We start from the raw sequence: 18,986 nt of genomic DNA on the forward strand, positions 1-18,986 counted from the left end.
CCGCGCGTGGCCCGTTGCCGAGCTTGGGAAAGGAGCACCTGATCGTGACCCTGCAGGCAGTGCTCAAGGCTGAACTCCGAGATCAGCTCGGGCCCGCAGCCCGGAGGCACGGCTACCGCGGTTCGGCACCGACGTGGCGGAAGTCGAACGCGAAAGGCGACTGGGTCGTGGTCAACGTTCAGTCCTCGTCGTGGAACACCGCTGAGAGCATCAGGTGCACGGTCAACATCGCGGCCGTGCCGGAGCCGTGGCTGCGTTGGACGCGGCACCGGCTCGGCGCTCGCGCACCGAAATCCGTCTCTGACGCGCATGGGCTCTACCGCGAACGTCTCCGTCCAACCGGTGCGCCCGCTGGACTCGATGTCTGGTGGGAAGCCGAGGATGCGCCCACCACTTCCGCGATGGTGGCCGACATGACCTCTCGGCTCGAACGGGTGGGGTGGCCACTGCTCGACTCCCTATTGTCCCGCGACGGCATGCGCGGGCGGCTGGCCGACGGCGATCTCGGCTTCTCCAAGCGGTCGACCCTTCCTTCGCTCTTCGAAAGCGCAGAAGCACTCCTCCTCATGGATCAGGGTCCGAGTGAGGAACTCGACGAACGTCTGGCGTCCCTGCTCGAGCGCTCGACACCGATGCAGCGGCACGATGCAGAGTCGTTCGATGCATGGGTGCGAACACAGGCGAAGGCGGCTCTCGCCACGTGAGCGTGCGGCGCGTGGATGCTCATCCTCCACGCGCGTACCAGGCCGATGCCGTGCACCAGCCCTGCGAAGCGCCGTGGGGTGACCAGCCGAGCGGTCAACCACTGACCCGCGCGCCGGGCGGCAGGGAGGCGCTGTCTCGACGAGGCTCTGCCAGTTGCGCCTCATCGATGAGGCGCAACTGGCAGAGCGATTCTCGTCTCGCGCTCGGAGACGAGAACGAGCCGGCGATCACACCGCGCGACCCGCCACGGCGGCCCGCACCGCATCCAGCACCGCCTGCGCGCGGCCGCATCGCGGACCTCTTGGGCACGCTCGAGGATCAGCCCGGCGAGGGAGAACGGGGGCATGAGAACCGCGTCGATAGGCTCACATCGTCGACGAGTGAACGGAGTGCGCCCGTGTTCGTGATCGAATCGGATCCTGCGCGGCCTCGGAAGCGCCGCGTCGTCGATCGAGAACGAGATGCCGCGCTCGTCCCCCTCGGCATGCGCGCGTACGAGGCGATCCGGCTGATGAAGCTCGAGTGGGGCGGGCGGGTGATCCCCTTCGAGTACGACCTCGAACCCGTCGCCACGAAAGCCGGCAGGCGCTTCGTCGGTCATGTCATCGGCTTCGGCACGAGCATGCTCGCCGCGGAACAGGCCGGCACCTCCGGATACCGGTTCGTCGACGAGGAGGAACGACGCGCCGCCGAGCGACTCGCGGCCGAGGCGCTCCTCGTCTACGGGGACTTCTACGACGGCCTCGACCATCCCGACGGAGTCTTCACCGTCGAGGTGCCGACGAAGCACGGATCCTCCGAGTACACCCGCTCGTCCTTCGGCTAAGAGACCGGCGCCACCCGCCTCGTGCTCTCCCCCGCAGCCACTGCACCTTGGGTCGCCGCTTGGCGAACCGCATCCAGCACCACCTGCAGCGCCGGCGAGTCCGCCTGACTGCGCCGATGCACCGCCGACACCCCGCGCGTCGACGCCGGTCGCACCGTCGGAATCGCCACCAGCTCCGGGTGCAGCACGGGCCGCCCCATCCGCGGCACGAGCGCGACCCCGAGTCCCGCGCGCACGAGCTCGAGGTGGTTCTCGAACTCCATCGACTCGTGCACGATGCGCGGCGCGTTCGAGACGCCGTCGAACAGGCGCCGCAGCCACTGCCGGCAGATCGTCGAGTCGAACGTCGCGATCCACTCCTCGTCGGCGAGATCGACAGGCTCCAGTTCGGTGCGGTCTGCGAGCGGATGATCCCGCCGCAAGATCACGTCCGCGACATCCGTGAACAGGGGCGTCTCGATGAGGTGATCGGGCATCGCGAGCGCGACCGCACCCCACCGGTGCACGATGCCGAGGTCGCGCTGCCCCGACGCGACGAGCGCGATCGTCTCCCACGGCTCGCTCTCGCGCGTCGGCACCCGCAGTTCGGGATGCTCCGCGCGCAGGCGCGGCAGCACGTCGACGAGGATGCCGCGCACCGCCGTCGAGAACGCGCCGACGCGCACCTCGCCCGTGACCGGACGGCTGCCTGCACCCTCGGGCCCCGCCGCGCCGCCGGCCAGGTGCAGGTCGGCCTCGAGGCGCTCGAGGTCGGCGAGCACGGTCGCCGACGACGTGACGAGGTGACGACCGGCGTCGGTGAGCACGACGCCGCGGCCGGCCCGCTCGAGCAGCGCGACGCGCGTGCCGCGTTCGAGGCGCTTGATCTGCTGCGACACCGCCGACGGCGTGAAGCCGAGCGCGTCGGCCGCCGCCGCGACGCTTCCGTTCGTGGCCACCGCGCGCAGCGCGACCACGGCTTCGAGATCGATCATGTACGAATGCTACCGAATCAGGCACAGAAATGATCGCTGGTGTTTCCGGATGCCTCGCGCTGAAGTAGAACCATGACGAGACGCGACATGCTGCTGGCTGCCCTGGTGGCGACGCTGTGGGGGTTCAACTTCGTCGTGATCGACTGGGGCATGGAGGGCATCCCGCCCCTGTTCTTCGTCGCCGTGCGCTTCGCCGTCGTCGCCCTCGCCGTGGTCGTCGTGCCCCGCCCCCTCGCGAGCTGGAAGACCGTCGTCGGCGTCGGCCTCTTCATGAGCCTCGGCCAGTTCGCGCTGCTCTACACCTCGATCGCGCTCGGCCTGCAGCCCGGCATCGCGGCCCTCCTGCTGCAGGCGCAGGTCGTGCTCACGATCGTCGTCGCGGCGCTCGCGCTGCGCGAGCGCCCGAGCCGCCTGCAGACCGTCGGCGTGCTCGTCGGCACCGTCGGGCTCGGGGTCGTCGCGTTCGGCCGCGGCGGCGATGCGCCGGCGCTCGCCGTCGTGCTGTGCCTGCTCGCCGCGCTCTCGTGGGCGATCGGCAACGTCATCTCGCGCAAGGCCGGCCCGGTCGCCCCGGCGAAGCGCTTCGGCGCACTCTCGCTGACGGTGTGGTCGTCGCTCGTCGTACCGCTGCCGGCACTCGGCCTGTCGGCGCTCATCGAGGGCCCCGACGCGATCGCCGCGGGCCTCGCCGCCTTCGGCTGGCGCCCGATCGTCTCGACGCTCTACACAGCCGGTCTCTGCACCCTCATCGGCTACGCGATCTTCAACGGACTGCTCGCCCGCAACCGTTCGGCCTCGGTCGTGCCGTGGGTGCTGCTCGCGCCGGTCGTGGCGATGGCCTCGGCCGCACTGCTGCTCGGCCAGATCCCGAACCTGTGGGAGACCGTCGGCGGGCTGGTGCTCGTGGCGGGGGTGTTCATCGCGAACGCGCCGGGTCGGCGACGCGTGGATCGGTCTGCCTCGGCGCCCGAGCCGGCCGCGACATCCGCCGCTAACCCTGCACGAGCCGCAGCGCCTTCTCGGTGAAGTAGCTCACCTCGCCGTCGGCGTCCTCGACGCCGAAGACGAACTTGCCCGAGGGAGTCGCCCTGACGTCGACGATCGCGCCGCGCCCGTGCGGTGTGATGACCTCGGCTCCGGGGGTGAAGATGGTGTCGCTCATATCTCGGAGTATGCAGGCCGGCAGCGCCTCCCACCTCCCCCGTGCGGCGGAGAATCCGTCGACGATCGAATCGTCGGCTTCGTTGCGAGATCGTCTTCCGCGCCTCTGGCGATGAACCGGCACCCCGCTCGTACACTGAGCGAACGCCTCATCCCGTCGAGAATCGGGGGTCTCAATGAGCGATGTACTCCGCAGCGCTTCCGCCGCATCCGCAGCCGCACTCGCCGTCGTCCTCGCGCTCACCGGGTGCTTTGGGGCGCCGACGGCGACCACGGAGACCGAGCCGTCCGCCGAGCCGACGCCATCTGCCGAGGCCGTGCCGGTCGACCCGATCACCACCACGGCCGCGATCGTGGTGCGACCCGAGCAGCTCGAGTTCGTGGATGCCTCCGGTGCCGTCGTCCATTCGCTCTCGTACGACGCCGAGGCGGCCGAGTTCGTCGTGGCGCTCTCGACGATCACGGGCGCCGAGCCCGAGCAGGCCGAGCACCCCGCCAGCATGGAGACGCCGCCGCGCACCGACTACACGTGGCCCGGCGTCATCCTCAGCGACGACCACGAGGAGGAGATCTCCGACAACGGTCTCGGCGGCTACGGGCCGATCGACATGAACGTGAGCGTGAACTTCGGCGCCGCGACGCTCGGCGACGGAGTCGTCGTCCGCACGGTCGACGGCTTCCAGCCCGGTGGTGACGCCGAGGCGCTCGCGGCCGAACTCGGCGAGCCGTGGCTCGACAACGGCTACGACCAGGTGCGCGTCGAGACCGGTGAGCCCATCGGGCCGCAGCAGGCCGGCCACGACTATGAGAACGCGTACTCGGTCGCGGTGAACACGTGGGAGTGGCAAGGCGCCTCGAACCGGGTGTTCGCGCCGTGGAACTTCGGCATCGGGCACGTCTGAGCCTCGAGCGACGGATCGCCTGCGGCCTCCGACCTCTTCGGAGCACTCGACCGGTCGGGCTCAGCGCTTGCTAGCGTGACCGCATGGAGGAGCAGCTCGCACCCGTCCTCGACCACCTCGACCTCGCCGACCCCGGCGAGATCGTCGGCGTCTACCTCTACGGCTCGGCCACGTCGGGAGGGCTCCGTCCCGACAGCGATCTCGACGTGCTCGTGCTGACGCGACGCTCGCTCACTCCCGGCGAGCGCGAGGCACTGACGCGAGTGCTGCTCGATGCCTCGAGCGGGTCCGCGCACCCGCTCGCGTTCTCCGACGGCGCCGCGGGCCGTCCGCTCGAGCTCACGTGCGTGGTCGTCGACGAGCGCCGCCGGTGGCCCGAGCCTGCCGAGCACGACTTCCAGTACGGCGAGTGGCTGCGCGCCGACCTCGAGGGCGGGCAGACGCCGCAGCCGACCCTCGACCCCGACGTGCCGATCCTGCTCGCGACCGCGCACACCGCGCACCGGGTGCTGCGGGGGCATCCGCTCGCAGAGGTCGTCGACCCGGTCGCCCCCGGCGAACTTCGCGAGGCGATGCTCGCGAGCATCGACGACATCCTCGGCGAGATCGTGGGCGACGAGCGCAACACGCTGCTCGCGTTCGCCCGCATCGTGACGACGCTGCGCACCGGCGAGATCGTGCCCAAGGATGTCGCGGCCGCAGCTGTGGCCGAGACGTTGCCGCCGAACGACCGGGCGCTCCTCGAGCGCGCCCGTGCCGGCTACCTCGGCGAGGCCGACGACGACTGGACTGGCCTCGCCGACGAGGTCACAGCCCTCTCCCACGCGCTCGCGGCGCAGGCGCACGAGCTCGCCGACGCTCCCCCGGTGTAGCCTGCGAGCGCACTCCGACGCTGAGTCGCCAGGCGACTCAGTGTCGGAGTCTCACCGCTGCATCGGGCCTCGATGCATCGGAACCATGCCTTCGAGGAGCGCCCGTGCGACTTCGTGCCGTCGACATCGTCGATGTCTTCGTCTACCTGGTCGTGCTGGGGCTGTTCACGCAGTTCTTCCCCGCGGTCATCACCGAGTCGTTCCTCGTCTCGCTGCTCACCGCGGTGCTGTTCAAGCTCGCGCTCGAGGTCATCGCCTGGCTCAAGTCGCGCATCATCGACCGGGTGCGGTCGGCGCGAACCCCCGCCCGCAAGGCGATGAACACCGCGCTGCTCATGGTGCTCGGCGCGGGCAGCAAGTTCCTCATCCTGTGGCTCACCGACCTGCTCTTCGGCGACGCCGTGCAGCTCGGCGGGTTCTCCTCGGTCACCCTGCTGATCGTCGTGCTCATGGCGGCGCGCTTCGGCATCCGCCTGCTCGTCGACGGCAAGCGGCCGCGCGACGGGAGCGCGTGACCCGCTGACGCTCAGCGGCCGGCGAGCAGCTCCGCCGCGATCGCCTCGCCGAGCGCACGGGCGCCCTGCTCCGACGGGTGCAGCCCGTCGTACGACATCCCGTCGGCGAACCTGCCGTCGACCGTGCGGAGGTCGGCCGAGGCATCCACGAACCGCCAGCCGCGATCGTCGGCGAGTGCGCCGAGCCGTTCGTTGTACTCGACGGCCGCGGCCGGAAACGCGTCGGCCGGCGGAATCGACGAGACCACCACGTCGGCGATGCCGACCCGCTCGACGATGCGGTCGAGGTTCGCCGCCGATGCGTCGAACGGAACCCCGAACGCGAGGTCGTTCGTGCCCGCGAGCACGACGAGCACGTCGGCGTCGTACGCGCTGACCGAGTCGGCCATGAACGCCGTCGTTGCGCCCCACTCGGCCCATCCGCCGGCGAAGTCGAGGCCTGCCTCGACCGCGGAGGTCACCCACGACTCGCTGCCGAGCTCGCCGCCCGCGAGGTCGGGGCTGTTCGCGTCGGTGATCGAGTCGCCGACGACGGCGAAGCTCGTCGTCGCGGCGCTCGGCGCGGTCGCATCGGTCGAGGGGGATGTCTCGGCCGGCCCGGTGGCGCCCTGCGGCCCCGAACCGCCCGACGGCGAGCACGCGGCGAGCCCGACACCGGCGGCCACCGAGATCACGACCGCGAACGCCCGCGCGCCGCGGCGGTGCGGCGTGCGATCGACGACGGCACCCATGCTGCGAGTCTACGAATCACGCCGCTCGCGAAGCACTGTCAGACTGGCCTCATGCCGAACGCCCCGATCGACCACGACGCCGCGCTCACGATGTGGGCCGAGTACCGCGCCGCGCATCCGGAGATCGCGACCGACGCCGAGCCGCCCTCGGTCGAGCGGTTCGGCGACCACCCCGAGCTGACCGACGAGCTGCTGGGACTCGTGCTCGACGGCACGAAGCGCGCGACCGCGACCCTCGTCGCCGAGTTCGCGGCCGAGGAGCAGGCGCTCCCCCGCGTCGGCAGCCACTGGATCGCCTGCGACTCGACCGGCGCACCCCGCGTCGTGCTGCGCAGCACCGAGCTGCGCGTCGGCCCGTTCACGAGCGTCGACGCCGCCTTCGCGTACGACGAGGGCGAGGACGACCGCTCGCTCGAGTCGTGGCGCGAGAACCACTCCCGCTACTGGCACCGCACCGCGGCGGCGATCGGCCTCGAGTGGACCGAGCAGCACGAGGTCGTGTTCGAGCGCTTCAGCGTGGTGTGGCCGCCCGCCGTCGCGGACGGCCACTCGGCGTAGCCGCTGGTCACGCCTCGGCGGTGCGCTCGCCGCCCTGCTGCGTGCGCGACGACGGCGCTGCGCGCCCCGGCATGACGGCGATGGCGAGCAGCGCGGCGATCGCCGCGACGACGGCGCCGAACCAGTAGCCGCCGTCGAAGGCGGTGATCGCGTCGCCGACGAGGGCAGCCGCCGCGATGCTCGAGACGGCCGAGACCCCGGTCGCGGCGCCGAACTCGTGGAAGGTGCTGAGCACGCCCGATCCGATGCCGGCCTCGTGCGGGGCGACCGCCGAGAACAGGCTCGTCGACGACGCGACGAAGGTCGCGCCGATGCCGAGTGCGGCGACGGTCATCGCGATCACGAGTACGGTCATGCTCGCGATGCCGGCGGCCGCCGCCATGCCGATCGCCGCGACGAACAGGCCGACGACGGCGGTCGTGCGCGCGCCGAAGCGGCCGAGGGCGCGGGCGCCGAACTGGGCTCCGCCGATGGTGCCGAGTGCGACGGGAATGAAGACGAGCCCGGTGTCGAGCGCCGAGAAGCCGTGCACCTGCTGGAAGGTGAACGAGCCGAGGAAGAACACGGCGATCATGAGCGCGGTGGCGGTGAAGATGAGCCCGAGGCCCGAGGCGACCGGGCGGCGTGCGAGCATGCCGAGGTCGAGCAGCGGCGTACGAGCGGTGCGCTGGCGCCAGACGAAGAGCGTGTAGCCGACCGCTCCGCCGAGGAGCGGCAGGAGCACGGCGAGGCTGAGCCAGCCCGCGTCGCCCGCGTTCACCAGTGCGACGATCACGCTCGCCGTCGCGAGCGTCACGAGCACGGCGCCGATGAGGTCGAGGCGCCCGCCCGAGCCCTGGAAGCTCGGCAGGATGCGCACGAGCGCGATGAGCAGCAGCACGCCCACGGGCACGTTCACCCAGAACACCCACGACCAGCCCGGGCCCGACGTCAGCAGCCCGCCGAGCAGCACCCCGACCGCGGCGCCGGCGCCGCCCAGGGCCGACCAGACGCCGAGCGCCTTGGCGAGCTCGGCGCCCTGGAAGGTGCGGGCGATCGTCGAGAGCGCCGCGGGCGACATCGCGGCCGCGCCGACGCCCTGGAACGCCCGGCCGATGAGCAGTGTCGTCGGGTCGGCGGCGAAGCCGGTGAGCAGCGAGGCCAGCGTGAAGACCGCGAGCCCTGCGAGCACGACGCGGCGCGAGCCGAAGACGTCGGCCGCCTTGCCGCCGAGCAGCATCAGGCCGCCGAACATGAGCGCGTAGATGCTCACCACCCAGGTGAGCTCGCCGCGGCTGAGCTCGAGCTCGGCCCCCATCTGCGGCAGGGCCAGCGCCACCACCGTGACGTCGACGATGAGCATGAGCTGCGCGACGCCGAGCAGTGCGAGCATGCGCCATCGCCGCTGGTACAGCTGCGGGGTGTTGCCGGTCTCGGTGTTCGGTCGTTGCTCGGACATGTGCCGCCCTCATCTCAAGTCGAACTCGTGTGTACGAGTTCGCACGATAACATGAACATGAGTGTTCGACAACGGTGAGGTGGACGACCGCCTCGGGGAGGGCTCAGCCCTGCGCGGCCACGACGGCGAGCGCCGTCTCGACCACGAGGCGCGGCGCGTCCGCGACGGCGAGCTCCTCGCGGTGCACCGCACCCGACGCGGCGTGCAGCACCGCCTGGATGGTGATGATCTGCCAGTCGACCGGCATGTCCGCGCGGAACACGCCCTGCTGCCGCCCGCGCTCGAGCAGGGCGCGCACTCGCTGAGCGGGGCTCTCGTGCGCGCGTTGCATCTGCTCGGCGGGCAGCGCCTGCCCGGCGGCGATCACGATGCCGCCGAACCGGTGCGTGAGGTACCAGCTCGCCTCGAGCAGCCGTGCGAGCGCCGCCCGCGGTTCGCCGTCGATGTCGACCTCGCGCAGCGCGAGCTCGGTCTCGTCGATCGCGCGCGTGGCGACCTGGGCGACGAGCGCCGTGCGGGAGTCGAAGTGCCCGTACAGCGTGACTCGGCCGACGCCCGCGGCCTTGGCGATGTCCTGCACGCTCGCGTCGGGGTCCGTCGCGAGCAGCCGGGTCGCGGCATCGAGGATCGCCTCGATGTTGCGGCGGGCATCCGCGCGCTTGGCAGGCGTGGCGGGAGCGGCCAAGGTGACTCCTCTTCGCGGACGATCGACGATCTCGTACGGTGCTGTCCATGATAGGGCGATCGCCCGAGTGGCCGGGCAGCAGCGCACTCCCCCAGTTCGCTTCGCTTCGAATTCGCAGGGAGCGCTAGGGCTTCGGCCGGAGCAAGCGTAGATTGCGTTATATCGCGTTTCAGGCGTGGCGAGGGGGCCACGTCTCGGCTCGACGAAGGCGGACACATGAACCTGAATCTCGAACAACGACGGAGTGGGCTCGACACCGTCGAGCGCGCCGACGGGAGGTGGGCGCCGTGGAGGTGCTGCTCGGCATAGTCATCGCATTCCTCGTCTTCGTGATCGTCTCGATCACCACGGTCGTGCTCGTGGCGCGCGCGGTCTATCGGCGCATCCGGCGCAACCGTGCGGTCGCGACGACGGCGCTGCGCACCAAGGCCGGGTTCAGCCGGGGCCCGCGGCGCAAGGTGCTCGCGCTCCGCGTGCGACTGGCCGAGGCGCTCGACAGCGGGCAGGCCGCGATCGACCTCGCCGCGCAGAGCGGCGGCGCGCACGGCGAGCTCCCCCGGCTGTTCGCGCGCATCAAGACCGAGGGCGACGCGCTCGACCTGCAGCTGCGGCTGCTCGAGAGCGAGATCGATCGGCCGGTGTTCGCGGGCGAGCTGCCCTTGGCCGAGGACCGCGTCGACCAGGTGACCGCGCTCGTGCGCCGCCTGCGCGCGGCGGTGTCGACCGGCCTCGCCGGCTCCACCGACGACACGCTCGGCATCCTCCACTCCGAGATGGAGCGCGAGGTCGCCGCACTCGCCGCCGGGGTGCAGGAGCTGCAGCGCCTCAACCGCCGCGACGAATACGTCGCGCCGGCACGACCCTCGACCCGGGCTCCCGCCCGATCCGCGAGCGCCGCGCGCCGCCCCAGTCCGACGTACGACCTGAAGGAGACCCGACCATGAGCGACAACACCTCGCGCGTCCGCACCATCTTCCGCAGCAAGACGAAGAAGGCCCTCGACAAGATGGAGGACCCGCGCGAAACGCTCGACGACAGCTACGAGCAGCAGGTGAAGCTGCTGCAGCAGGTGCGCCAGGCGGTCGCCGACGTCGCGACGGCGAAGAAGCGCGTCGACCTCCAGGGGCAGGAGATGGGCACCCGGTACCAGCGACTCGGCGAGCAGGCCCGTGAGGCGATGGCGCAGGGCCGCGAGGACCTCGCCCGCGCCGCCCTCGAGCGCCGCGCGCTGCTCGAGTCGCAGGTCGCCAAGCTGCAGGACCAGTACGCCTCGATGCAGCAGCAGACCGCGCAGCTGCAGCAGCGAGAGCGCCAGCTCTCCGAGCAGGTCGCCGCGTTCCGCGTCGAGAAGGAGACGATCAAGGCGACCTACACCGCCTCCGAGGCGCAGGTGAAGGCGAACGAGGCCGTCGCCGGCATCGGGTCGAGCATCAACGACGTGGGCGCCAGCCTCGATCGCGCACGCGACCGCGTCACGCAGATGCAGGCCCGGGCCGCCGCGACCGACGAGCTGCTCGCCAGCGGCGCGCTCAAAGACCTCACCGCCGCGCCCGACGCCGACATCGAGCGGCAGCTCGCGACGCTGTCGGCGAAGGCCGAGGTCGACCGGCAGCTGCAGGCGATGAAGGGGGATGACTCGAGCGCGGCTCGCACGCAGCAGCACCGCGAAGGGCCCGACGAGTGGCTGAGCATCGGGCAGGCGCCGACGACGCCCTGAGGTGGCGGAGGGGCGCATCCGCCTGCCACGATGCCAGTACGCCGACGTGACAGGAGACCCGATGCGCGAGACGCTCGACCGCCCGCCCGCTGCATCGCTCTCGACGCTGCCCGGCGCGACGATCATCCGCCGCATCCGCCGGATGATCTTCGCCGCGCTGGGCACGGGGTTCGTCTACTCGATGGTCGGCACGGCCAGCAAGGGTGGCTGCCAAGGCGGCGTCACGGATGGCGGCTTCGTCGACGGGCACGGCCAACCGACCGAAGTCGCCCCGACCTGCGTGGACCTCACCCTGCACCCGAGCCCGATCGTGTACACCTCGATCGCGGTGACGGTCATCGTCGCGCTCACCCTCGTGCTGCGCACGGGGCGGACCGAGGCATCCGCCCTGAAGGTCATCGACCGCGCGGTGATCGTGATCATCGCGGGCACGTTGGCCTGGGCGGCGCTCACGATGATCTCGTTCCTCGCCATCCCGCTCGACCCGCCGAGCCCGGGCGAGCCGTTCTCGATCCCGTTCACGTTCGGGTTCGTGGAGATCGACATCACCCGGTAGACGGCGGGCTTCGCGCAGCCCCGTGCGCGCGAGGGGTGCCGCCGGCGGAACGCTCTGCAACTCTGCTCCACCACCGATTCCCGGTGGAGAACCCTCCGCCCTCCAGCGCGCCCGCGCTCGCGCCCCGGGCCCGGGCCCCGGGCGAGACTCACCCGACGGGCTGCGAGCTCCCTCGCGAAGCAGGGGCAGGGGCAGGGGCAGCGGCGGCATCCGACGCCGGCGGGGGCCCCTGCCGCCGGAGCTCCCACGTCTGCAGGCCCCAGAAGATGCCGAAGAAGAGCAGCACGGTGGCCTCGACCCAGAAGATCACGGGCGGCGGGCGCTCGTCGGTTCGCGTCATGAACCAGGCCACGAGGCCGACCGCCACGGTCGCCGCCATCACCCAGGCGATCGCCTGGTAGACGGGCCGGTACGTCACCTCGCGATCGCGGATCGTGACGAGCGGCGTCTCCGTGCTGAAGCCGTTGACGAACACCACGACGATGATGAGCACGAACATCGGCACGGCCGCGCCGTAGTGCGCGAACGAGAGGAACGACGCGCGCAGCGGCCAGTCGTCGGTGAAGCCGAACCAGAGGAGTGCACCGAGCCAGACGACCGCCGCGACGACGAAGCCCCAGAGCGACCACCGGTCGCCGCGCTGCAGCCGGCGGATGGACAGCGCGGTGAAGACGAGCGCGAGGAAGCCGACGGCGAAGAGCGCCGCCATGTTGTTCACGACGCCCGGCAGGTACGCCTCGGGGATGCACCGCTCGCCCTCGATCGGGCAGGGCTCGGGCACCGGGGTCGGCACGAACGCGACGACGGGTGCGAGCATGCCCGCGAGGTTGAGCGCCGCGTCCTCGGGCCCGGGCCGGCCCACCAGCACGATGAGCGCGAACCCCATGCCGACGAGTGCGCCGACGAAGACGCTCCTGACGGGCGTGTAGTAGTACGCGCTGATCGAGTTGAGCAGTTCACCCGTGCCGAAGGTCTCGAAGACCAGCGCCGCGAACACGAGCAGGACGGCGGCGATGAGCGAGACCCGCAGGTAGATGTAGGTCTTGACGAGGTGGGCGTCCGACGACGGACCCGCCTCCGTGTGCAGCGACGCGCGCTGTGCCCCCATGAGCGCCATTCTCGACCGTGCCGGGGTTCGGCGCTGACCCCAGTTCGGGCGTGGTCGGCGACCCCGCCGCGCCGACGCGATGGGAGTAGCGTGAGCGCCGGACGCCGTGCTGCACGAGGAGGTCGCCATGGCGAGGGCACCGATCATCTACGAGACCGCGCACCAGGTGGGCTTCTCCGAGCTCGACCCCTTCCAGCACCTGAGCACCGGCAACTACGCGAGGTACTTCACCGACCATCGCATGGAGGGACTCGCGAGATACGCGGGCTGGAACCTCCCGACGCTCGGCACGCTCGGCTTCATGACGTGGGTGCGGCGCATGGAGATCGACTTCCTGCGGCCGATCGACGGCGACCAGGCGGTGACGATCACCTCCTTCGTGCGCGAGTTCCGCGGGCACGACGCGATCATCGAGTGCACGATGACGGATGCCTCGGGCACGACCGCCGCGACGTGCCTCATGATCGTGGCGTACGTCGACGCCCGCACGCGGCGCGGCGCCGACTGGCCCGACGAGCTGCAGGCGCAGTTCTTCGAACCGGCAGGGTGACGCATTCGACCGGGTCGACGCCTCACAACCAGCCGCGGTCGCGTGCGATCGTGAGTGCCTCGAGGCGATTGCGCGCGCCGAGCTTGCCGATCGCGTTCGAGAGGTAGTTGCGCACGGTGCTCGTCGAGAGGAACAGCTGCTCGGCGATGTCGTGGATCGTCGCACCGGCCGTCGACGCACGCAGCACCTCGGCCTCGCGCGCGGTCAGCGGACTCTCGCGGGTACCGAGGGCCTCCGCCGCGAGCGTCGGGTCGACGACCCGCTCGCCCCCGCGCACTCGCCGGATCGCCCCGGCGAGCTGCTCGACCGGATCGTCCTTCACGAGGAACCCGCTCGCCCCGGCGGCGAGCGCGCGCGCCAGGTAGCCGGGCCGGCCGAAGGTCGTCACCACGACGACGCGACTGCCCGGCGCAGCGGCGAGCAGCGGTTCGATCACGTCCAGTCCGCTGGCGCCGGGCAGCTCGATGTCGAGCAGCACGATCTCGGGCTGCAGCCGCGCGGCGGCGGCGACCACCTCATCACCCCGCTCGACCGAACCGACGACCGTGAGATCGGGCTCGAGCTCGAGCAGGGTGGCGAGCGCCGAGCGCATCATGCGCTGGTCCTCGGCGATGAGGATCGTGGTCGATTCGCTCATCGCGCCGACCCCTGAAGAGGCACGACCGCGGTGACGCGGAACCGCCGCCCGACCTCGACGGCGAACTCACCGCCCATGGCCTCGACCCGCTCGCGAAGCCCCCGAAGCCCGCTGCCGTCGGCGGCCGATGGCTGCGATGCCCGAGTGCGACTCGGCCCGTCGTCGGAGAAGTCGATCGTCACCCGCTGATCGGCGATCGAGATCTCGATCGCACACTCGCGGGCCACGGAGTGGCGGAGCACGTTCGTCGCCGCCTCGCGCACCACCCAGCCGAGCAGCGCATCGACCGCGACCGGCATCGGCTCCTGAGGCAGGACGACCGAGGTCGCGACCCCGGCATCCTCGAGGGTGCGGCGCGCGTTCACGATCTCCGGGCCGAGACTCATGGCACGCGAGCCGGCGACCATCGATCGCACTTCGCTGAGCGCCTCGCGTGCGATCGTCTCGACGTCCGAGATGTGGGCGGCCGCGGCATCCGGGTCCGGGGTCATGAGTCGGCGTGCCGCCTCGGTCTTCACCGCGATCACCGAGAAGGAGTGACCCAGCAGGTCATGCAGGTCGCGCGAGAAGCGCAGCCGTTCCTCGGCGACCGCCGCGGCGGCGAGTCGCTCGCGCGTGCGGTCGAGCTCGTGGGCGAGTGCCACGTAGTACTGCACCAGGTAGTTGCCCGCGCCGCCCGCGAAGGCGGCGAAACCGACGAGGACCGCCGCGCCGAGCGACAACGTCTCGAACCCCACGGCGAGCGCGCCGGTCACCGCCACCGAACCGACGATGCCCATCGCCCACCGTCGTCGGATCGCGAGCGAGGCGGCGACCGCCAGCAGCGGGAAGAGCAGCGCCTGATCCGAGTGCCAGAGCACGAGGTACCCGGCGCAGAGCGCGAGCAGCGCGACGAAGACGATCTCCGTCAGCGCGCTGGGGCGACGCCCAGCCCCGAACGGTCGCGAAACCGCGACCCCGAAGGCGACGCCGATCAGCACGACGTACGCGATTCTCGCTGGGTCGCCCGCGGCGATCGCGGCGACGAGCGGGGCGACCAGCAGCACCGGCGCCGCGATCAGCGCCAGCCACGGACCCGGGCGGTAGGCGAGCCACGCCGCGGTTCGCGGTGCGGGCTGCTGTTCGTCGATCGTGGTCACGTCACGCATCCTGGGCTCCGAATCCGGTGCTCGTCCGCCAGCCAATCTACTCAGCGCCTTCCTGCACCGTGCGGCCGTGCCGCGAGCGGCAGGCCGACGAGGAGTGCGGCACCGGTGGTCAGATGCATCGCGATGAGTGCGATCAGCACCCCTCCTGACGCGCCCGCGCCGATCGGGCCGAGCAGCGAAAGGCCGAGCAGCGTCCATCCGACGACGGCGAAGATGCGGTGGGCATGCAGTACGAACCGTTCGAGGAGCGCGAGGACGCCCCATGCGGCGGAGCCCCCGACGAACCCCGCGACGACGATCGACGCGGCGGTGACGGTCTGCGCCGTCGGACCCGCGCCCACGATCAGATCGAGTCCGAAGAGCGCGGTCGCGACAAGGCCGACGAGGAGTGGCAGCAGGATCGCCACGGCGACGGCCGCGGCCCTGCGCACTCGTCGACGTCCAGACGTGGGGGCGTTCGCCGCAACATGATCGGCGGTCGTGTTCGGCGGTAGGTTTCGAGTGGTCGTGTTCATGCGGTCGACGCTACGAACCGCCGACCCGCGACGGCAGGGTCGAATGTCACCATTCGATCGGGACGGAAGTACCGGCTCGCGCGCGACGCCGCGGCCCTACGCCCAGCCGAGCTCGCGCAGCCGGGCGTCGTCGAGCCCGAAGTAGTGGCCGATCTCGTGCACGAGCGTGATGCGCACCCGCGTGCGCAGTGCGTCGAGGTCGGCGCTGTGCGCCTGCATGTTGTTCTTGAAGAGCGTGATGCGGTCGGGCAGCTCGCCGTAGCCGTAGACGCCGCGGGTCTTGAGCGGCCGCCCGCTGTAGAGCCCGTAGAGCCGCGGCCGCTCCCCCGGCGGCTGGTCGGCGATCAGCACCGCCACGTTCTCGAGGCCGCGCACCATGTCGTCGGGCAGCGCGTCGTAGACCTCGCTCACCATGCGCTCGAAGTCGTCGTCGGAGATCTCGACCATGCGGCAATTCTGCTCGCTCGCGGAGACCGTCCGGCCGGCGCTCGCTCTCAGCGGAATCAGTCCGTGAGCCCCCGGGCCGGATGCCCCGCGCCCCCGTCGTTCTGGAGGAACGCCAGCACCGCCGCCACCCTCCGGTGCACGCCCGACTCGGGCAGCCGCAGCTTCGTGAAGATGGCGTTCACGTGCTTCTCGACCGTCGAGGTCGACAGGAACAGCGCCTGCTCGATTCCGGCGTTCGTCTTGCCCGCGGCCATCTGGCGCAGCACCTCGAGCTCGCGCGGCGACAGCGTCGCGAGCGGGCTCGCGGACCCCGCGCTCCGCCGCCGCACGAGCGTGTCGACGATCTGCGGGTCGATCACCGAGCCGCCGGCGCGGACCTCGCGCAGCGCGTGCACGAGGTCCTCGAGGTCGCCGATGCGGTCCTTCAGCAGGTAGCCGAGGCCCGCCGAACCGTCGGCGAAGAGCGCGAGCGCATAGCTCTCGTCGGCGTGCTGCGACAGCACCACGACCCCGGTCGACGGCGACGACGCGCGGATCGCGTGCGCAGCCTCGATGCCCTCCATGTGATGGCCCGGCGGCATCCTGATGTCGGTGAGCACGGCGTGCGGCGCGAGCCGCCGCACCGCGTCGAGCAGCTCGGCCCCGTTGCCGACCGAGGCGACGACGTCGACCTCGCCCGAGTCCTCGAGCAGGCGCCGCACGCCCTCGCGCACGAGGTAGTTGTCCTCGGCGACGACGACGCGCAGCACTCCCGGGTCATCCAACGGGCGCCTCCTGCCCCGCCGCCGGCGCGGCCGTGTCGACCGGCAGCTCCACGACCAGCGTCGTGCCGGACGGGTCGTTCGGCCCGACGCGCACGGTGCCGCGCAGGGCGGCGACGCGGTCGCGGATGTTCGCGAGCCCGCCGTGCGACATGGGTGTCGCTCCGGTCGATCCGGGCACCTCCCCTATCCCGCACCCGTCGTCGCTGATCGCGATGCGCAGGTGCCCGTCGCTGCGGGCGAGCCCGACCGAGGCGTGCGTCGCGTTCGCGTGCTTCGCCGTGTTCGCGAGCGCCTCGCGCACGACGTAGTAGGCGGTCGTCTCGACGTCGTCGGGGAAGCGGGTGGCGCGCAGCGCCGCGTCGGCCGACACCTCGAGCGGGATGGGGTACCGGGCGACCCCCGACTCGACGGCGGCGACGAGCCCGTTGTCGCTCAGCACCGGCGGGTGGATGCCCCGTGCGAGCTCGCGCAGCTCGCGCAGGGTGTCGCGGGCCTGCTCCTGCAGCGCGGCGAGCTCGGGGGCGGTGAGCTCGCCGCGCTGGAGACGGTTGCGCGCGAGGCGGAGCCCCGCGATCTGCGCCACCACGTCCTGCTGGATGCCGTCGTGCAGGTCTCGCTCGAGGCGCCGGCGCTCGTCGTCCTGCGCGGCGACGAGCCGCTCGCGCGAGGCCGTGAGCTCGTCGAGCTGCTCGGCCAGCTGCGCCGTCAGGCGCACGTTCGCCACGGACGCCGCGGCCTGGCCCGCGACCGTGCGCAGCAGCATCCGCTCGGCCTCGCCGTACTCGCCGCGGCGCCTCGGCCCGAGCTCGATGCGCCCGAGCGTCTCGTCGCCGTGCACGAGGTCGCAGACGTCGACGGCGGCCTCGCCGGCCGCGGCGGCGGTCGCCGCCGCATCGGCGCTCGCGAACCCGACCGGCGCCGGGGCGATCGCGCCGTCGACGCCGACGAGCTCGATGCGCACCCACGAGGCATCAAGCCCCTCGCGCACCGCCTCAGCGAGGCGCGTGAGCAGCTCGCGCGGCTCGACCGCCTGCTCGAGCCGCGCGCCGAGCTCGCCGAGCATCTCGAACTGCCGTTCGCGGTCGCCGAAGAGGGTGCGGTGGAGCCGACGCTGCAGCCAGCTCCGGAGCGGAAGCAGCGCGACCGCGAGCAGGGTCGTGAGCAGGATCGCGGGCACGACCCGCAGCGGCGGCGCGAGCAGCACCGCGGGCGTCGCGACGGCTGCCGCGTAGAGCACGGTGATCAGCAGGTTCGACGACCGCGCGACCAATGGCCCGCGATCGACCGGCGCGATGTCGAACGCGCCGTACCGAAGAATGCCGTGGATCGCCGCGATGGGGATCGTGATGAGCGACGCGTAGACGAACAGCTGGATGATCCAGTGGTCGAAGAACGTCCAGAGCGCGAATGCGACCAGGGCGGCCGCCACGACGAGGGCCATGACGCGCGTGCGTGCGCGCACTTCGGGCGTGCCGAACAGCGCGCGGGTTCCGAGCACCGTCAGCCCGACCACGACGGCCGGCGCCGGCTGCACGATGAGGTACTGCACCGCGGGCGCCGCCCACTCGAGCCATGGCACCGCGTACGGGTTCGGGATCGCGTCGCCGCTGAGGCCGATGTAGGGCGACATCACCACGTGCGGGGTCGTGAGCAGTGTCAGCGGCCCCGCGAGCATGGGCGTCCAGAGGAAGACGACCGCGATCCGCTGCCAGCGGTGCTCGGCGGTGCCCTCGGGGAAGGTCGCGAACACCATGAGGAACGCCGCCGTCGCCGTGCCGTCGGCGGTGAGCCCGATCGCATTGAAGAGGGGGAACCACGGCTCGGCGGCGACCTCCGGGTTCAACAGCACGAAGGTCTCGTACGCCGAGCTGACGAGCATGGCCGTGGAGGCGAGCGCGATCAGCACGGCCATGCGCGACGCCGTGACCGTGAGCAGCCACATGCCGAACACGAACAACGGCAGGATGCCGATCATCGGCCAGGCCAGGGTGTGATCGGCCTGGCCCTCGATGAATCCGCGCACGACGACGATGTAGACCAGGGCCGCGACCCCGATCGGGCCGAGCGTCGCGAGGCACACCCACCTGCGTTCCACGCTTCCATCGTCCTCCTCTCCGGCGCTCGGCGGGAGGGGGCCTTCCCCGGCCGTCCCTTAGCGGCTGGCCCCCATGGCGCGC

General features: G+C 71.6%; 23 protein-coding genes. 11 read left to right on the forward strand and 12 right to left on the reverse strand.

Annotation, left to right across the window (positions count from 1 at the left end):
- The first annotated feature begins 44 nt into the window (after positions 1 to 44).
- Together ACFVSL_RS02330 and ACFVSL_RS02335 are read left to right on the forward strand one after the other, a co-directional pair.
- Entirely contained in the window at positions 45 to 704 is a 660-nt protein-coding gene (locus ACFVSL_RS02330) for a DUF4304 domain-containing protein (protein WP_386938139.1), read from the forward strand.
- Positions 701 to 1,531, forward strand: a complete 831-nt coding sequence (locus tag ACFVSL_RS02335; RefSeq protein ID WP_386938141.1) for a hypothetical protein — start codon at positions 701 to 703, stop codon at positions 1,529 to 1,531. Before ACFVSL_RS02330 ends, ACFVSL_RS02335 begins: the two co-directional genes overlap by 4 nt.
- On the opposite strand, the gene ACFVSL_RS02340 is transcribed toward ACFVSL_RS02335, so the two are convergent.
- Positions 1,528 to 2,505, reverse strand: coding sequence for a LysR family transcriptional regulator (locus ACFVSL_RS02340; protein WP_386938142.1), 978 nt, complete (start codon positions 2,503 to 2,505; stop codon positions 1,528 to 1,530). The two genes, ACFVSL_RS02335 and ACFVSL_RS02340, sit on opposite strands and share 4 nt — an antisense overlap.
- Positions 2,506 to 2,577: 72 nt before the next feature.
- Between ACFVSL_RS02340 and ACFVSL_RS02345 the strand changes: the two genes are divergently transcribed.
- Complete coding sequence (locus ACFVSL_RS02345) at positions 2,578 to 3,531, forward strand: EamA family transporter (RefSeq protein WP_386938144.1); 954 nt, start codon at positions 2,578 to 2,580, stop codon at positions 3,529 to 3,531.
- On the opposite strand, the gene ACFVSL_RS02350 is transcribed toward ACFVSL_RS02345, so the two are convergent.
- On the reverse strand, positions 3,497 to 3,667 hold the full coding sequence (locus ACFVSL_RS02350; RefSeq protein WP_386938146.1) for a hypothetical protein: 171 nt from the start codon (positions 3,665 to 3,667) through the stop codon (positions 3,497 to 3,499). The genes ACFVSL_RS02345 and ACFVSL_RS02350 overlap by 35 nt on opposite strands.
- Positions 3,668 to 3,842: 175 nt before the next feature.
- Here ACFVSL_RS02350 and ACFVSL_RS02355 point away from each other — a divergent pair, with 175 nt between their 5' ends.
- The 3 genes from ACFVSL_RS02355 to ACFVSL_RS02365 all read left to right on the forward strand — a co-directional run bounded on the left by ACFVSL_RS02355 (position 3,843) and on the right by ACFVSL_RS02365 (position 5,955).
- A complete protein-coding gene (locus tag ACFVSL_RS02355) occupies positions 3,843 to 4,568 on the forward strand; it encodes a hypothetical protein (protein WP_386938148.1) in 726 nt (241 codons plus the stop codon).
- A gap of 83 nt (positions 4,569 to 4,651) precedes the next feature.
- Positions 4,652 to 5,440, forward strand: a complete 789-nt coding sequence (locus ACFVSL_RS02360; RefSeq protein ID WP_386938150.1) for an aminoglycoside adenylyltransferase domain-containing protein — start codon at positions 4,652 to 4,654, stop codon at positions 5,438 to 5,440.
- A 104-nt stretch (positions 5,441 to 5,544) separates the two neighbouring features.
- Complete coding sequence (locus tag ACFVSL_RS02365; RefSeq protein WP_386938152.1) at positions 5,545 to 5,955, forward strand: hypothetical protein; 411 nt, start codon at positions 5,545 to 5,547, stop codon at positions 5,953 to 5,955.
- Between the two features lie 11 nt (positions 5,956 to 5,966).
- On the opposite strand, the gene ACFVSL_RS02370 is transcribed toward ACFVSL_RS02365, so the two are convergent.
- The gene (locus ACFVSL_RS02370; RefSeq protein WP_386938154.1) at positions 5,967 to 6,686 is read right to left on the reverse strand and encodes an SGNH/GDSL hydrolase family protein; all 720 of its coding nucleotides are present in this window, start codon (positions 6,684 to 6,686) and stop codon (positions 5,967 to 5,969) included.
- A 51-nt stretch (positions 6,687 to 6,737) separates the two neighbouring features.
- Between ACFVSL_RS02370 and ACFVSL_RS02375 the strand changes: the two genes are divergently transcribed.
- Positions 6,738 to 7,244, forward strand: coding sequence for an ASCH domain-containing protein (locus ACFVSL_RS02375; RefSeq protein WP_386938156.1), 507 nt, complete (start codon positions 6,738 to 6,740; stop codon positions 7,242 to 7,244).
- Positions 7,245 to 7,251: 7 nt separating this feature from the next.
- On the opposite strand, the gene ACFVSL_RS02380 is transcribed toward ACFVSL_RS02375, so the two are convergent.
- Positions 7,252 to 8,682, reverse strand: coding sequence for an MFS transporter (locus tag ACFVSL_RS02380; RefSeq protein ID WP_386938158.1), 1,431 nt, complete (start codon positions 8,680 to 8,682; stop codon positions 7,252 to 7,254).
- A gap of 103 nt (positions 8,683 to 8,785) precedes the next feature.
- Positions 8,786 to 9,367: a TetR/AcrR family transcriptional regulator gene (locus ACFVSL_RS02385; RefSeq protein ID WP_386938160.1), complete on the reverse strand. Its 582-nt coding sequence runs from the start codon at positions 9,365 to 9,367 to the stop codon at positions 8,786 to 8,788.
- A 287-nt stretch (positions 9,368 to 9,654) separates the two neighbouring features.
- On the opposite strand from ACFVSL_RS02385, the gene ACFVSL_RS02390 reads away from it, so the two are divergent.
- The 3 genes from ACFVSL_RS02390 (at position 9,655) to ACFVSL_RS02400 (ending at position 11,640) form a co-directional block, all read left to right on the forward strand.
- Positions 9,655 to 10,311 (forward strand): hypothetical protein, encoded by a 657-nt coding sequence (locus ACFVSL_RS02390; RefSeq protein WP_386938162.1) that lies wholly within the window; start codon positions 9,655 to 9,657, stop codon positions 10,309 to 10,311.
- Positions 10,308 to 11,084, forward strand: coding sequence for a PspA/IM30 family protein (locus ACFVSL_RS02395; protein WP_386938164.1), 777 nt, complete (start codon positions 10,308 to 10,310; stop codon positions 11,082 to 11,084). The genes ACFVSL_RS02390 and ACFVSL_RS02395 overlap by 4 nt, the downstream gene beginning before the upstream one ends.
- A 61-nt stretch (positions 11,085 to 11,145) precedes the next feature.
- Positions 11,146 to 11,640 carry a hypothetical protein gene (locus tag ACFVSL_RS02400; protein WP_386938165.1) on the forward strand — a complete coding sequence of 165 codons (495 nt, stop codon included), beginning with the start codon at positions 11,146 to 11,148 and terminating at the stop codon, positions 11,638 to 11,640.
- A gap of 148 nt (positions 11,641 to 11,788) precedes the next feature.
- On the opposite strand, the gene ACFVSL_RS02405 is transcribed toward ACFVSL_RS02400, so the two are convergent.
- Positions 11,789 to 12,748, reverse strand: a complete 960-nt coding sequence (locus ACFVSL_RS02405) for a hypothetical protein (RefSeq protein WP_386938167.1) — start codon at positions 12,746 to 12,748, stop codon at positions 11,789 to 11,791.
- Positions 12,749 to 12,875: 127 nt separating this feature from the next.
- Between ACFVSL_RS02405 and ACFVSL_RS02410 the strand changes: the two genes are divergently transcribed.
- Positions 12,876 to 13,298, forward strand: coding sequence for an acyl-CoA thioesterase (locus tag ACFVSL_RS02410; protein ID WP_386938168.1), 423 nt, complete (start codon positions 12,876 to 12,878; stop codon positions 13,296 to 13,298).
- 22 nt (positions 13,299 to 13,320) lie between these two features.
- Here ACFVSL_RS02410 and ACFVSL_RS02415 read toward each other — a convergent pair whose 3' ends face one another.
- The 6 genes from ACFVSL_RS02415 to ACFVSL_RS02440 form a co-directional block, all read right to left on the reverse strand.
- Positions 13,321 to 13,935 carry a DNA-binding response regulator gene (locus ACFVSL_RS02415; protein ID WP_386938170.1) on the reverse strand — a complete coding sequence of 205 codons (615 nt, stop codon included), beginning with the start codon at positions 13,933 to 13,935 and terminating at the stop codon, positions 13,321 to 13,323.
- Positions 13,932 to 15,074, reverse strand: a complete 1,143-nt coding sequence (locus tag ACFVSL_RS02420) for a sensor histidine kinase (RefSeq protein ID WP_386938171.1) — start codon at positions 15,072 to 15,074, stop codon at positions 13,932 to 13,934. Before ACFVSL_RS02420 ends, ACFVSL_RS02415 begins: the two co-directional genes overlap by 4 nt.
- Before the next feature lie 50 nt (positions 15,075 to 15,124).
- The gene (locus tag ACFVSL_RS02425; RefSeq protein ID WP_386938172.1) at positions 15,125 to 15,598 is read right to left on the reverse strand and encodes a DUF6069 family protein; all 474 of its coding nucleotides are present in this window, start codon (positions 15,596 to 15,598) and stop codon (positions 15,125 to 15,127) included.
- Positions 15,599 to 15,694: 96 nt separating this feature from the next.
- Positions 15,695 to 16,045 (reverse strand): metallopeptidase family protein, encoded by a 351-nt coding sequence (locus tag ACFVSL_RS02430; protein WP_386938174.1) that lies wholly within the window; start codon positions 16,043 to 16,045, stop codon positions 15,695 to 15,697.
- Between the two features lie 56 nt (positions 16,046 to 16,101).
- Entirely contained in the window at positions 16,102 to 16,809 is a 708-nt protein-coding gene (locus ACFVSL_RS02435) for a response regulator (RefSeq protein WP_386938175.1), read from the reverse strand.
- On the reverse strand, positions 16,802 to 18,904 hold the full coding sequence (locus ACFVSL_RS02440; RefSeq protein ID WP_386938176.1) for a sensor histidine kinase: 2,103 nt from the start codon (positions 18,902 to 18,904) through the stop codon (positions 16,802 to 16,804). The genes ACFVSL_RS02435 and ACFVSL_RS02440 overlap by 8 nt, the downstream gene beginning before the upstream one ends.
- Between the last annotated feature and the right edge of the window lie 82 nt (positions 18,905 to 18,986).

The sequence above is a fragment of the Agromyces sp. NPDC058064 genome (assembly GCF_042885275.1).
Classification (GTDB): Bacteria; Actinomycetota; Actinomycetes; order Actinomycetales; family Microbacteriaceae; genus Agromyces.